Here is a 13,321-nt window from a genome sequence, read left to right on the forward strand (position 1 = left end):
GGGCGATTAACACATGGAATAGATGATGAGCCTGTCGGCCTTAGATATTGTGATCGCGGACGACCATCCGATTGTTCGCGTCGGAGTAAAAGCGTTTCTAGCGGAACAGCCCATACGTTTCCGGTTGGTTGGCGAGGCGTCATCAGGTGGGGAGTTGCTCGACGTTTTGCACAGTACGGAGCACGTCGACGTCGTCATCACGGACTTTGCCATGGACGATGGTGGGCAGGACGGGCTGCGATTGCTGCGCCGCCTGCGTCAGCTGTACCCATCCATCCGAATCGTCGTATTGACTATGCTGACCAATGCCGCGCTGATCCGAAGCGTTCAAGCCCTGGGCGTACGCTGCATCGTGGGCAAGCGCGGACTACATGAGCACCTGGCGCTCGCGATCGAAGCCGCCATCAAGGATCGTCCTTTTCTGTCTCCCGAGTTGGCGACTCTGCTCGAGGAAACCAGCGAAGCGCAAATCAACTCTGACTGCGAAGATGCGCAATCGGTGCTGTCGCCCCGGCAAATCGAGACGCTGCGATTCCTGCGCAGCGGTATGAAAGTGTCAGAAATCGCCGCAGTGCTAAACCGCAGCAAGAAAACCATTAGTGCACAAAAAAAAGCTGCTATGGCGAAATTGGGCCTCACGAATGACGCCCAGCTGTACGAATATCTGCAGAATAATTTCGAGCGCTAATTCAAACTGCCCGCGGATGCCGTCACTCGCGCAATTAGCTCCGATAAGCTTTGATTGAACGCGATGACCGCCGCGATCGCGTCATGGTGGTCTTTGTCCAAGGCGCGTTCGACATTCTCCGCCTGGTCGGTCAGCTCGTTCAAACCTAGTATCGCCAATGGGCCAGCTTGCCTATGCACCCATCTGCGCATCGCGTGGCGGTCGTCGGCGGCTAAATGTTTCTCCAGAACGGATTGATCCGCGCGAATTGCCTCGACAAACTCCAATACCGTCTCTCGTGGTAAAGTCACCGAGTCGCTGACACGAATGTTTGATGCGATGGCGGATGGCTGAGCCGCGAGCTTATTGAACGCATCGCTAAAGTCCTTGATTTTGGCTGGCTTCAACAAGAGCGCAGTGCTTGCTTTGCTGCCTGCCGGGGTCTCTGGTACGGGTAGGGGGGTCGCCGACAACAACAAGACCGGCAGCTGCCGCAAGGCCGGTACGTCCGATTCGCGCAGACGCTTCAAGAGGGCCAGCCCGCCTAGTCTCGGCATATGACCGTCGGTAATCAGCACATCAAATTTGCCACCACGGATCAAAAACTGCCATGCTTGCTCGCCGTCCTCACACGCGGTTACATTGCAGCCGAGCTTTTGCAATTGGCTCACGAGCAGGCGTCGACTGACATCGTGATCTTCCGCGACTAGTACATCGTAGGCGTAATTTTTTACCTCGGTCTGGGTTGCTGGCGCTGCCATCGAGTCGCTGTCATGTCCTTGCAGACAGGCTAAGAGCTCTCGCCATTGCAATAGTGACTCATCGATATGGAGGGTGACTGCCTCGGCCCGATCCGACGCGCGAACAACGAGGGCCGACTCTCCCGCGTGACAGGCGAACTCAATCCAAGACGCGTCGTGAAGCGCCTCAGCGCGCGATCGACCACGCACCCGCGACGTGCACCCCAGTACCTCCATACAACGATGCAGCAGTTGATCTGTCTCTGCATCGTCTATCGCAAAGTAGATCTCGGCATAGGGCACGCTGTCGATCAATGCGCGCTTTTCAATCGGTAAGTTCAGCGTTAAGGTCGCCTGCGCCCCGCATGCCTGCGGCCCCGCGCGCAACGTGATCTCGCCACCCATCGCATCAGCAATTCTGCGGCAAATCGACAGACCAAGCCCGGTGCCGCTAGGAGCATCGCCAGCATCGTGCCCATGAGGGCCCTGCGTATACGGTGCAAAGAGTTCCTCGGCGGTCGCGTCGCCCAGGCCTATGCCCGTATCGGTGACCATGACCCGTACGGTGGTCATGTCGGCTCCAGCCAAGGCGGCTGCACCAGTGATACTCACTGCCACCTCGCCTTCATTGGTGAACTTGATCGCGTTGCTAACCAAGTTCGATAGGATCTGGCGCAGACGTAGTGCATCGGCGCGCACCAGCCAGGGCACACCTTGGTCCACGCGTAGTGTCAGCGACAGGCCCTTGGAAACCGCCGAGGCATTAAATAGCAGGACGACATCAGCCGCTATCGCCCGCAGGTCGACCGGCTGAATATCGAGCTGCAGGTGGCCCGCCTCAATCTTCGAGATGTCCAAAATCTCGTCGAGCAGACGCCGCAAATTGCTCGCCGAATCGTCGATGGTTGCCAACATAGACGCCTGCTCGGGCGGGAGCTCGCTGCGACGGATGAGCTCCAGCATGCCTATCACCCCATTTAATGGCGTGCGTATCTCGTGGCTCATCGTCGCCAAGAAGTGGGCCTTGCTTTGAGCGGCTTGCTCGGCAGCGTCCCGGGCCCGTTGCAACTCCACCGACTGAAGCTTGATGTCCGAAATATCCACCCAATAGCCGCACCAGACAACCGCGCCGTCTACAGAACGGGTAGGTACGGCGTTGCCCCTGATCCAACGGGGGGCTTGCCCGTCGCGGCGCACGCGAAATTCCAGCAAGAACGGCTCGAACTTTTCTACCGCCTGTTTTTGGGCTGCTAGAAAGGAATCCAAATCGCGTTCATCAATGCTCTCGAGGAACAGCCAGGGATTGGCGCGCATTGTTTCCGGCTCCAGACCCCATATGTCCGCAGAATTGCCGCTGACGTAATCGAATGCCAGATCGTCTGCGCCTTCTTTGCGCGCTTGAAATACCACCGCGGGCAGATGTCGCGTGACGGCATTGAGCTTTGCCTCTGCCTCGCGCCTTTGCAAGGCCTCTCGGCGATACTTCACAAAGGCGAAAAAGAGCGCGCTGAGAATTAATGCAGCGGCCAGCCCCGCAGGCAGCAAGGTCTCCGCAACACGGCGCCAGTTGACCTTTGACGGGTCGTAGACGACTGCCGTCCAGGAATTCAGAATTTGCCGCCTTGTGGTGTCGGGAATGGCATCCAGCGTGCGATCCACCAACGGCATGAGCCACGCGTAGCGTTCCGAGACAGCGACGCTCAATGGCAAGACGGTGCCCGCTTGGCCGGCGATCTGGAGCGAAAACTGATAACGCCCTCGAATCAGCGCATCAACGACCGCCACGTTGCCTACGTAAGCATCTGCGTGGCCGTCTCGGACCAGATCCAAGCCCTCGATGGCGTTTGCGACGCCATATATGCTGGCCCCGGGAACCAAGTTGCGAAGTTTCTGCTGGGTGAGCTCCGGCGCGGCAGTCAAAATGACTTTGCCAGCCAATGCGCTGGCCATGTCCGGGCCATTAGGATGCGACCGGGTGACAAACACCTCGGGCAACATCAAATACGGTTCACTGAAGAGGAATCGACGTCCGGCCGAATGAAACGGGCTCATGAGCGGAATCAGATCGATCTCGTTCTTGAGCATGAGCGACTGCAGGTCCATCAAGCTGTCCGCCTTAACGAGCTCGAACCGCATGCCCAGCGTTTCGGTCAGTATTCTTAAGTACTCTCCCGCGATTCCGCTTACTTCGTCACCGTCTAGAAACGAAAGCGGTCGCCAATCTGGTACATAGCCGACACGAATAACCGGCATGTCGCGCAGCCGGTTACGATCGGCCGCCGACAGGTGGATCGTACTATTCAGTGTCTCTAGACCATGGCTGGTGGGCTCCCTGTCCGGCTGGGAAGCCCGTACCAGCACCACCGCGGCGACGGCGCAAATACTGATTATTATTGACCATAGCAGTGAACGATTCATCTACGTGATGCAGCCGAAAAGGGGCGCGCGCGGAATACGGGTCGGATACTGCTAATGGGCTGTCACCGCCGCGTTCTAAAGTAAAGCCGTACAAATTACAAATAAAAATACTGGGGTCAAGATCGACAGCCAGCCAATCAGCTCAAGCGTGTAGCGCAGATGCGATAGTTTTCTCCTGGTCCGGTGCCGGACTGTGAAAAAATATAGCGCGGCACCGACCGCCAATATCAACAGTACGCAAAAAGCGATCAACATGATGCGGCGCTCCAGGCCTTATACCACTCATCACTGGTCATGAGAAGTCTGGCGTCCATGGGCCTTGCCCACGGATCCATACCAAGCGACAAGGGTTCAGCCCAGCTGCTCCGCGCTCAAGCCTAAAAGCGAAGCGATGAAGATTTTTATTTCCTTGCTGACGCTGGCGAAGTTCGATTCCAAAGCGTGATAGGTGTCGACATTGATTTTTGCGCGTTTGGCCACTTCTGCTTTCGATAACCACAGATATTCTCGCCACGCTCGGGGCAGGGACCATCCATGGCGCACGGCTAAATAATGAACTTCCTTCGGAATCACTCCACCACGCGGAATGTCGCCGGGGCGAGCTCCGCGTACCAGCCTGCCAAGCTGAATCTGCGCCTTTTGTGTCAGCAGACCTTCTAGCGGTATAGGGCGTTCGGAATGGACCGACTTGGTCAAGGCGAAGTCCCCTGCTCGCAACGACGGGTATTTGCCATGCAAACTACCGGGCCCAGAATGAAGGGGCGGATTCATTACTCTCATTTAGTCACCTCCGTTCGTTGAATTCAATGGCTGAGGAAGCCACCTCTCAACGATATCCACCGCCTAGTACCCCATAGAATAGGATTTGTCTGAAAACGAGAGCCCGATCGCGCGTGGAGAACCTGGAGGTGGTACTAAAAATGTTGTTGTCGCCCATACGGACGACAGACGAACGCGGCGCTTAGCGCCGCGGGTAGGCCAGAACCCCGGCTAAGCATTGCCTTTCGAGGACTGCTGTTGCATACGCAGCTGCTGATAGCGCGCGAACTTGTCGCGATATTCGCGGCTTTCGATGTCGGGCGTCTGCTCGCTGTGCCATTCGTCCGCCAAGCCAGCGGAGCGCCATGCAGCGAGATCGGCTAGCACTTCCGATCGCGTCATCGTGGACTGCGTGAGAGGCACATAAGTCTGTTCCTCGGCGTGCGCCGCAGTGCCGATAGTGAGGGTGGATAGTGTCATCGCGACGATAGCGAGTTTTTTCTTCATGGGCAATCTTGATAAAAATAGGTCTATCTTGGGTTGTTCTGCAACTAATCGCCCAGGCGCCTGTTGGTACGAACGTCTGGGCGAGGTGCCTTCGAGGATTATTTCTTCATTCCGTCTTGAGACATTGCTCCTTCTTTCTTCATCGAATCTTTGGACATTTCGCCCTTGGACATACCGCTTTTCGACATGCGGTCTTTGGACATGCTGTCCTTATTCATCTCGCCCTTTTTCATGCCGTCCTTTGACATGCCTGCGTGTTGAGACATGCCGCCTTTGGACATCCCGTCCTTATGCATTCCGTCGGCGGCAAACGCGCTGCCGGCGGCCATGGCCATGCACAACGAGACTGCAAAAATTGCGCTTTTTTTCATGGTGAAAGCTCCAGTGTGTTGCGGCGCTGCCGCGGGTTGAAAATTTGTCAGCTGCCGCCGAACCAGTTGTAGCCTTGGTCTTCCCAATACCCGCCCGGATACGTGTTCGTCACGTAAATGGCCTGGATATGCTTGGGGTTCTTGTAGCCAAGCTTGGTTGGCATACGCAGCTTCATGGGAAACCCGTATTCGCGTGGCAGAGGCTGCCCGTCATAGGTCAGGGCGAGCAAAGTCTGCGGGTGCAGGGCGGTAGGCATATCGATGCTGGTGTAATAGTCATCAGCGCACTTGAAGCCCACATATTTGGCCTGCAGATCGGCGCCCACGGTGCGTAGAAAATCCGAGAACCGCACGCCGCCCCACTTGCCGATAGCGCTCCAGCCCTCTACGCAAATATGGCGCGTGACCTGATCTACTTGGGACATGGCGCGTAGTTGCGCCAGCCGCCACGGCCGCTTGTCGGCAATCAGGCCGGACAGCTCCAGGCGATAGTCGGCTTCGTTGACTTGTGGTGCGTCCTCGATTCCGTAGTAGGCGTTAAAGGGAAACGGCCGCGTGATCATCGAATCGGGATAGGGGGGAGCCAAGCGATTGGGATCGAAGATCCAGCCCTGCACCCGGTCGTTAAAGCGGGACACGGTCACCAGCGCCTGCTCGACACTGTCTTCATCGCTCAGGCTGCAACCCGATAAGAGAGCCAGCCCACCCATGCTCAGCGTGCGTTGCAAGAAGGCGCGGCGCGTGGGTTGCTCGATGCGTCGGGAAAGCAGCTTGCGCGCCTCTTTCAAGATCGCTGGGGCGTCCAGGCCGAGTGAGGTGGGGCGTTTGCGTATGCCCATTGAATGGTTCTCCTACCTGCCGCGGATCATGGCCGCCAGGGTGCGCGGCACCAGGGCCACCATCAGCACGTGGACCACGATGAATGCGCTTAACAACGCCATGGCAATGAAGTGAATGTGTCGCGCGGCGTCGTAGCCGCCCAGTAGCGTGCGCAATGTGGCGAACTGCACCGATTTCCAAAGCACGAGCCCCGATAGCACCAGCACGGCGATATCAAACATGGCGAATAAATAGGCCAGACGCTGCACAGCGTTGTAATGCCGTAGGTCGGCATGCGACAGTCGGCCACGCAGCGCAGCGGTAAGATCTATCGCGAAGGCACGAAGCGACAAGGGAAAGAAACGGCGGATCAGCCGACCGCTACCTAGGTTCATGGCCAGATAAAACAGGCCGTTGGCAGTCAGCAACCACATGCCAGCAAAGTGCCACTGCAAGGCACCTCCCAGCCAACCTCCGAGGGTCATGCCCGCAGCAAAGCGAAAATCGTATAACGGTGACGCGTTATAGATACGCCATCCGCTGGTGATCATGATCGATACCGCCAGCGCGTTTAGCCAGTGTGTGAAACGTAGCCAGACAGGATGGATGGTCCGCGTGCCCGCGGCCAGGCCCGTCTGTGAGTGAGGATGCAGTGGAGTAGCCATGGAGGCATTTTGGCCCGCGCTTGATCGCGAAGTCCTCACGTAAATTTAAATTAAATGTGATAACTCCTCGGCCGCAATTGGCGACAATAATAGGCATCCCGTTCGTTTGAATTGCCACCATCATGTCCAAGCGCATACTGATAGTCGAAGACGATGCTCACATCGCAGACCTGCTCCAACTGCACCTGCGCGACGAAGGTTATGCGGTCACGCACGCAGCCGATGGCGACGCTGGCCTGCGCCAGCTGGAATCGGGACACTGGGATGCGCTGGTCCTGGACCTGATGTTGCCCGGCATTGATGGGCTTGAGATATGCAAGCGCGCTCGTGCCGCGGCACGCTATACGCCCATCATTATCGCTAGCGCACGCTCCAGCGAGGTGCATCGTATTCTTGGCCTGGAACTCGGCGCTGACGACTACCTTGCCAAGCCGTTCTCGATGCTGGAGCTGGTGGCCCGCATCAAGGCGCTGCTGCGCCGGGCGAACGCGTTGGAGCGTAATGCCCGCCTGGATGCCGGTCGTCTGGAAGTGGCGGACTTATCGATCGATCCTATCGCGCGTGATGCGGTCGTCAGTGGACGACTACTTGATCTGACGCCGCGTGAATTCGATCTGCTGTATTTGTTTGCGCGGCATCCGGGCAAGGTTTTCTCGCGAATGGACCTGCTCAACCAGGTATGGGGCTATCAGCACGAAGGCTACGAGCACACCGTGAACACCCACATAAATAGGCTGCGCGCCAAGATTGAAGCATATCCATCAACGCCCAGCCGCATCCTGACAGTTTGGGGTCGCGGCTATAAATTTGCTGCGCCGGACGATGGAGAATCTTGATGAAAAGACTGACGTTGACCCAGCGGCTCTCGGTTGTGTTCGCGCTGTTGTTGTTGGCATGCTGCGGCGCTACGGCATGGCTGTACGTGGCTGCTAATGACCAGTATCAGCAAGAGGTCGTGCAACAGTTGTCGAGCGATCTGGCTCGGCACATTGCAGACAGTCGCGCGCTCATGGACGCCGAGGGATGGAAGCCGGAGTCCGTGCGCACGTTGTTCGCCCAACTAATGGCCGTCAATCCCTCTGTCGAAGTCTATCTGCTGGGCAGCGACGGCCATATCGAGGCCGAGGCAGCGCCTCCCGGGCGCATTAAACAGAGCAAAGTCGATCTGGAACCGGTGCGACGATTTCTGGACGGCGACCCCTTGCCCATCCTGGGGGTGGATCCTCGGCACTCAACGCTGCGCAAAGTGTTCAGCGCCGCGCCGATCCGTGTCGACGGACAAGGTCGCGGTTATGTTTATGTCGTGCTGCAAGGAGAAGCCCATGACGCCCTGGCCGCGAAGCTGTCGGGCAGCGCCGTCCTACGCACGACGCTGCTGTCGATTTTGCTGGTTGGACTGCTGGGGTTGGCCGCCGGCTTGGTGGCATTTGCGTTGATCACGCGGCCCCTGCGTGCACTGACGCACACCGTGCGCAATTTTGATGGCGATGGTGCCGCCGCTGCCGCGCTGTACCGAGCCGGTGATACCGAAGGGCGCGCCGATGAAATTGCAGTGCTGAGACGCGCCTTCGCACAGATGGGGCAGCGTATTGCCGAGCAGTGGCGCGAACTGACACGCCAGGACCAGCAACGGCGCGACCTGGTCGCCAACATTTCGCACGATCTCCGTACGCCGCTGACATCGCTGCACGGCTACCTGGAGACCTTGCGATTTAAAGACGATGCACTGCGCCGCGACGAGCGTCGCCGCTACCTGGATATCGCCCTGGGGCAGAGCCGCAAGGTCAGCCGCCTGGCGCAGGAACTGTTCGAACTGGCGCGTCTCGAGTCCGGCTTGGTGCAGCCGGATCTCGAAACCTTTGCACTGCAGGAGTTGGTGCAGGATGTCATCCAGAAGTTTGAACTGGCAGCCGAAGCGCGCCGCCAGCGTTTGATTACGGAATTTCCGCGCGATCTGCAGCCCGTGCGTGCCGATCTGGGCATGATCGAGCGGGTGCTGACCAATCTGCTCGACAATGCGATCCGGCACAGTCCTCCGGGCACCTGTATCCAGGTACGGCTGGGCAGCGCGGGGCAGGCAGTGGAAGTGCGCGTCAGTGACAATGGCCCGGGTATCCCGACGGCGCTGCGCGAGGGCTTGTTCACGCGGGCGTCGGCGCTGGGTCAGCAACACCGCGAGAGCGGTGGGCTCGGGCTGGTAATCGTGCAGCGCATCTTGCAGCTGCATCGCAGTGAGATCCGGCTGCTCGATGAACCGGGTCAGGGTGCGGTGTTCTGGTTCGCGCTACCGACGACACACTCACCGTCTTCGGCTTAGAAAGACCATCTCCCGAAGGCAAAGAGGACATTGCCAGCACCCGCACCGCCGGGAATATACGTCGCGTACAACGCCGCATCTCGATAGCCGACGGATACCAGCGGCAATACGCCGGGAAAGGGGATATAGCTGAAGATATCCTTTCGGGCCGTGAGGAACACCGTGTATCCAGCACCCAGGCGCCAGTTATGTGGCAAGTGGGCAAGCTTTAGAAAGCCGTACCCGGCAATTGGTTGTACGTTGCGATGCGAATCGAGAAACGCCATGGCGTACAGCCCCTGCCAATCACCGTCCTGATCGTAAATGCTTCGTCCGTACCCGCCGCCCCAAGCGGTCTCATTGAAGCTGCGTATCTTTTTGGCGCTGTAGGTGGACCGGTTATGCCAAGCCCAGCCGCTCATGTACAGATCATTAGAGCCCGTTGTCCAGATGTTCTCGAGATGGTCGCCGGTGCGTTGGAACCAGTTCGTCGACGCGTCTTGCGCCTGGCTGGAAACTGGGATCAGGGCCCACGCCCCGATCAGAAATCCAATCAGTGCTTTTCTCACGAAAGGGTTCCTCAAAAAGACGATGCGAACGCGATCTGGCCCGCCCGGTGGGCCGTCACACTGCCGCGCAAGTTAATGTGTAGTTGCAATAGGGAGTCGACCCACCCATTGCAGTTCTGGAGATGGGTGATTGTTTTGGCCGGGCATCATGCTCGCAGAGCGTGCAGTCCAAGTGATGAGATCAGGCTCATCGTGCGGAGCTGCCGGTCATATGCGAATCAAGCTCGTCGGCCATAGACGATAGCCATGTGTTTATCGAGGTCAGAGTTCCTCGGCGGCCGCCGTCGCCTACCCCGCCGCCGCCTCGACTATCGCACTATGACGCGCCGCGCCCGACGAACAGTTAAAAAGATTATCGACGGTACTGGTTAACTACATATAAAACAGCTCAAAGATTGCCAGGCCGAGAGGAAAAAATTTCGATTCATAGTTTGTTCACACCGAAGCGATATAACGCCGTCAGGGTCATGCCGTCATCAATGCACAGTTGGGGTTGTCTAGGTTTGGGAATGGCTTCAGGCGACATGGTCGCAGCGTATACCGTTCAAGTCGATGAGACTAGTCTCATTACGACATGGGGCTCCTATTTAGTAGGGCGCTGTTTGTCTGGCCGCTTGGGTTGATCGGCCAAGCTTTCCGATGCGGTATTTATCTATGGAGCAGAGAGAGGCGAGTCTTATTGAGCGCCTGCCTTGATCTGGCGAGCATGACGTCATGCTGGGGCGTATTCCCGCAAGCCAACTGAACGGAGACAAGTCAACGAGTGAAGGTGCGGGTGGATCGCGGGATAGAGTCGAGATTACCTGCCCCGCACTCACGGTCGTTAGTTTAAGGCCATTGATGAACGAAGCGGCACGGCAGCTGTGGACGATGTGTCGGTGCCCCAGGCCTGCTTTGGCTTGGGCAAGGCTGGTGCCGTCAACATAGGCCGATACCACGTCATGTTTTTAGGTTCGCACGTCGATGGAATATTGGCCGATGTGTCGCGCATTGAACCGGGCAAGGGAGTGTCAAAGCATGATACTACTTGCAGCTTGGCGAGCCTATCCGGAATTTGTGGGCGAGGCATATCCATGCGATTTACCTCTCATGATATGCCTCGCCCACAAATTCCGGATAGGCTCCTCAAAATGAGACTCGTCCCATTTGAGACGAGCTCCCGCTTCGAGAAAAATGCTCACGTGCCGACGTTGTTGTATCAACAGGCATATTCACAAACTCTCTAGGAATTTACATGAAACGTACTTTGCTGTCTCTCGCACTCGCTGCTACAGCGCTCTCGCCCATGTTGGCCACGGCGGCGTCATCGGTTCAGATGAAGGTAGCGGGCACCATTTATCCTGCCGCCTGCGATATTAGTATGCCCGGTGGCACAACGATTGATTATGGAAGAATCGCCTCCGCCACACTGAACAAAGACACTGTGACGAAAATCGGCGATGATGTCCGAGCGAAGGTTGCAGTTACTTGCAACGCTCCGACACTTTTTGCGATTAAGTCCTCCGACGCACGTGCTGCGACCAAAATTGCAGTAGCGGGCTCGAGCCCTGCCACCCTTTTTGGCTTGGGCAAGTCGGGGAGCGTGAACATAGGAGCCTATAGCATCAATCTTGTCGATCCTATTGACGACGCCGGGAAAAGGCCGCGCGTGTTAAGCACGCCAGTCGGTAGTACAGTGGCGACCGCTACGGCCCTAGTCACTCCCGGCGAACTGGTGTCATTCGGCGAGGAGAGCGGCGTAAAGTATGCTGCTCATAAAAGCGTTACTGCCGATATGAAATTTACGACTTATATCGAGAAGGCTAGTGCGTTGCCGCTGAAGGGCGATATCAAGCTCGATGGCCTGGCGACTTTCGAGCTCGTTTACATGTAAGCCTCTGCCGAGGGTATCGTGCCGTGAGGTTGGCGCGTATTGCTGATGGCATTCGGGCCGCCTCCTCCCTCTTGATCGAGATCACGAGGGCCATTGTCTGCTTGAATGCGAAGCGCCAACATGCAGCGCTAGGCCGCAATGCGCGTCATTACCTGCACGACGTCCTGACCTGTCAACGATTGCCCCGCTTCAATGGCAAGGCACTCTCGGGTGAAGTTGTCCAAGACGGTCAAGGCGCGAAACCGCTGGCCGTTGAACAGCGCATCCGAGACGAAGTCCATGCTCCAGCTCTGATCGGGTGCGGTCAGCTTGGGGCGCTACAAGCGGTGGGCTCCGGCTTTACGACGATATGGTCGTTTGCTGCGCAAATTCAATCCTTCTTCCTTGTATAGGCGGTAGATACGCTTGTGATTGACGCACCCACCATCGCGACGACTCAGCACATAGATACGCCAGAAACCGTATCGCACGAATGTGCGGCGATCTCATGCATACGGGCTTTGAGTGGGGCGTAAAGGACTTTGGGCTTGAGGTTTTGATACCAACCGGCCCGGCTCTGCTGACAGAACTGGCCTGCCCGATTCACACTTACGCGGTAGCGTTCAATCAAGTGGCCGAAGAGCTGCTCGCACTGCGTCGGCCTTAGAGCTTTTTTCAGTACATCCTGCAGCATGACCTTGTCCAGAGACAGATCGGCGACAAGCCTGGGTTGAGGTCATCCATCTGCAGGGTTCAAAACAAGACACGTCTTATTCGAAACGACATCCCGCTTGGAGAAAATGCTCACGTGCCGACGTTGTTGTATCAACAGGCATATTCACAAACTCTCTAGGAATTTACATGAAACGTACTTTCTTATCTCTCGCGCTTGCCGCGACAGCGCTTTCGCCCATGTTGGCCACGGCGGCGTCATCCGTTCAGATGAAGGTCACTGGCACCATCTTTCCTGCCTCTTGCCAGATTACTATGCCTGGTGGCACGACGGTGGACTATGGGAGGATCGCCTCCGGCTCGTTAAATCAGGACAAGGTGACGGAGCTTGGCAACGATGTTCGCGCGAACATTCAAGTCTCGTGCGATGCGCCGACGCTGTTTTTGATAAAGCCCACTGACGCGCGATCAGGGACTGCGATCACGAGTACCGGCAAATCGAGCATCGACTTGTACGGGTTGGGCCAGGCCGGCGGCGTCAATGTCGGCGCTTATACCGTCACCTTTGTCAACCCGAAAGGCGATGGCAAGGCGATCAATGTCCTCCGACTGGATTCACCCGAGAAAACCCCGGCCAAACTCGCGGAAGTCGCAGCCAACAAATTTTCCGCGTTTGGGGACGGCAGCGGTAGCGAAGTGGTGCCATATAAGCTCGTCACTACCGACGTGAAAATCGCCACCTATATCGAAAAGGCCAGTGCTTTGCCTCTGAAGGGCGAAATCAAGCTCGATGGTCTGACGACCTTCGAACTTGTCTATCTGTAAGCGGGTCCCGACGCCTGCGGGCAGCGAGGTTGCTACGGTCAACGCTCGTTGAACCCGTGGAACCGGTTTCCCAATTTCGTATCTCGATGGCCTTTATCAAGGCTGGCGGAGCCATGTGCGCACCAATTTCGGCTCGTTGAAGATTGTGCGCCCGGGCTCCG

Annotated in this window: 12 protein-coding genes and 1 pseudogene; 5 read left to right on the top strand and 8 right to left on the bottom strand. The window is 57.3% G+C overall.

Translation table 11 applies throughout. The features are described 5' to 3' along the window. The first annotated feature begins 22 nt into the window (after positions 1-22). Positions 23-688, top strand: coding sequence for a response regulator transcription factor (locus tag GOQ28_RS09030; protein WP_160350988.1), 666 nt, complete (start codon positions 23-25; stop codon positions 686-688). Here the strand turns inward: GOQ28_RS09030 and GOQ28_RS09035 are convergent. From GOQ28_RS09035 to GOQ28_RS09060, 6 genes are all read right to left on the bottom strand, one after another. Continuing rightward, positions 685-3,825: a hybrid sensor histidine kinase/response regulator gene (locus tag GOQ28_RS09035; RefSeq protein ID WP_160356219.1), complete on the bottom strand. Its 3,141-nt coding sequence runs from the start codon at positions 3,823-3,825 to the stop codon at positions 685-687. The two genes, GOQ28_RS09030 and GOQ28_RS09035, sit on opposite strands and share 4 nt — an antisense overlap. Positions 3,826-4,176: 351 nt before the next feature. Further along, positions 4,177-4,521: a helix-turn-helix domain-containing protein gene (locus tag GOQ28_RS09040; RefSeq protein ID WP_160356220.1), complete on the bottom strand. Its 345-nt coding sequence runs from the start codon at positions 4,519-4,521 to the stop codon at positions 4,177-4,179. Positions 4,522-4,815: 294 nt separating this feature from the next. Continuing rightward, positions 4,816-5,091, bottom strand: coding sequence for a DUF4148 domain-containing protein (locus GOQ28_RS09045; RefSeq protein ID WP_160356221.1), 276 nt, complete (start codon positions 5,089-5,091; stop codon positions 4,816-4,818). A 98-nt stretch (positions 5,092-5,189) separates the two neighbouring features. After that, complete coding sequence (locus tag GOQ28_RS09050; RefSeq protein WP_160356222.1) at positions 5,190-5,462, bottom strand: pentapeptide MXKDX repeat protein; 273 nt, start codon at positions 5,460-5,462, stop codon at positions 5,190-5,192. A gap of 47 nt (positions 5,463-5,509) precedes the next feature. Then, positions 5,510-6,301, bottom strand: a complete 792-nt coding sequence (locus GOQ28_RS09055; RefSeq protein ID WP_160356223.1) for a molybdopterin-dependent oxidoreductase — start codon at positions 6,299-6,301, stop codon at positions 5,510-5,512. Between the two features lie 12 nt (positions 6,302-6,313). Beyond that, on the bottom strand, positions 6,314-6,946 hold the full coding sequence (locus tag GOQ28_RS09060) for a cytochrome b/b6 domain-containing protein (protein WP_160356224.1): 633 nt from the start codon (positions 6,944-6,946) through the stop codon (positions 6,314-6,316). Between the two features lie 122 nt (positions 6,947-7,068). Here GOQ28_RS09060 and GOQ28_RS09065 point away from each other — a divergent pair, with 122 nt between their 5' ends. Further along, positions 7,069-7,782: a response regulator transcription factor gene (locus tag GOQ28_RS09065; protein WP_160356225.1), complete on the top strand. Its 714-nt coding sequence runs from the start codon at positions 7,069-7,071 to the stop codon at positions 7,780-7,782. Beyond that, positions 7,782-9,263, top strand: a complete 1,482-nt coding sequence (locus GOQ28_RS09070) for a sensor histidine kinase (RefSeq protein ID WP_160356226.1) — start codon at positions 7,782-7,784, stop codon at positions 9,261-9,263. Before GOQ28_RS09065 ends, GOQ28_RS09070 begins: the two co-directional genes overlap by 1 nt. Here the strand turns inward: GOQ28_RS09070 and pagP are convergent. Then, entirely contained in the window at positions 9,260-9,811 is a 552-nt protein-coding gene (gene pagP / locus GOQ28_RS09075) for a lipid IV(A) palmitoyltransferase PagP (RefSeq protein ID WP_160356227.1), read from the bottom strand. The genes GOQ28_RS09070 and pagP overlap by 4 nt on opposite strands. Positions 9,812-11,045: 1,234 nt before the next feature. On the opposite strand from pagP, the gene GOQ28_RS09080 reads away from it, so the two are divergent. Next, positions 11,046-11,684, top strand: coding sequence for a DUF1120 domain-containing protein (locus GOQ28_RS09080; RefSeq protein ID WP_160356228.1), 639 nt, complete (start codon positions 11,046-11,048; stop codon positions 11,682-11,684). A gap of 131 nt (positions 11,685-11,815) precedes the next feature. Here the strand turns inward: GOQ28_RS09080 and GOQ28_RS09085 are convergent. Continuing rightward, positions 11,816-12,390: pseudogene (locus GOQ28_RS09085) on the bottom strand (IS3 family transposase); the annotation flags it as partial. Positions 12,391-12,524: 134 nt separating this feature from the next. On the opposite strand from GOQ28_RS09085, the gene GOQ28_RS09090 reads away from it, so the two are divergent. After that, positions 12,525-13,160, top strand: coding sequence for a DUF1120 domain-containing protein (locus GOQ28_RS09090; protein WP_160356229.1), 636 nt, complete (start codon positions 12,525-12,527; stop codon positions 13,158-13,160). Positions 13,161-13,321 lie beyond the last annotated feature (161 nt).

The sequence above is a fragment of the Bordetella sp. 02P26C-1 genome (assembly GCF_009763255.1).
In the GTDB taxonomy this organism is placed as follows: domain Bacteria; phylum Pseudomonadota; class Gammaproteobacteria; order Burkholderiales; family Burkholderiaceae_B; genus Bordetella_A.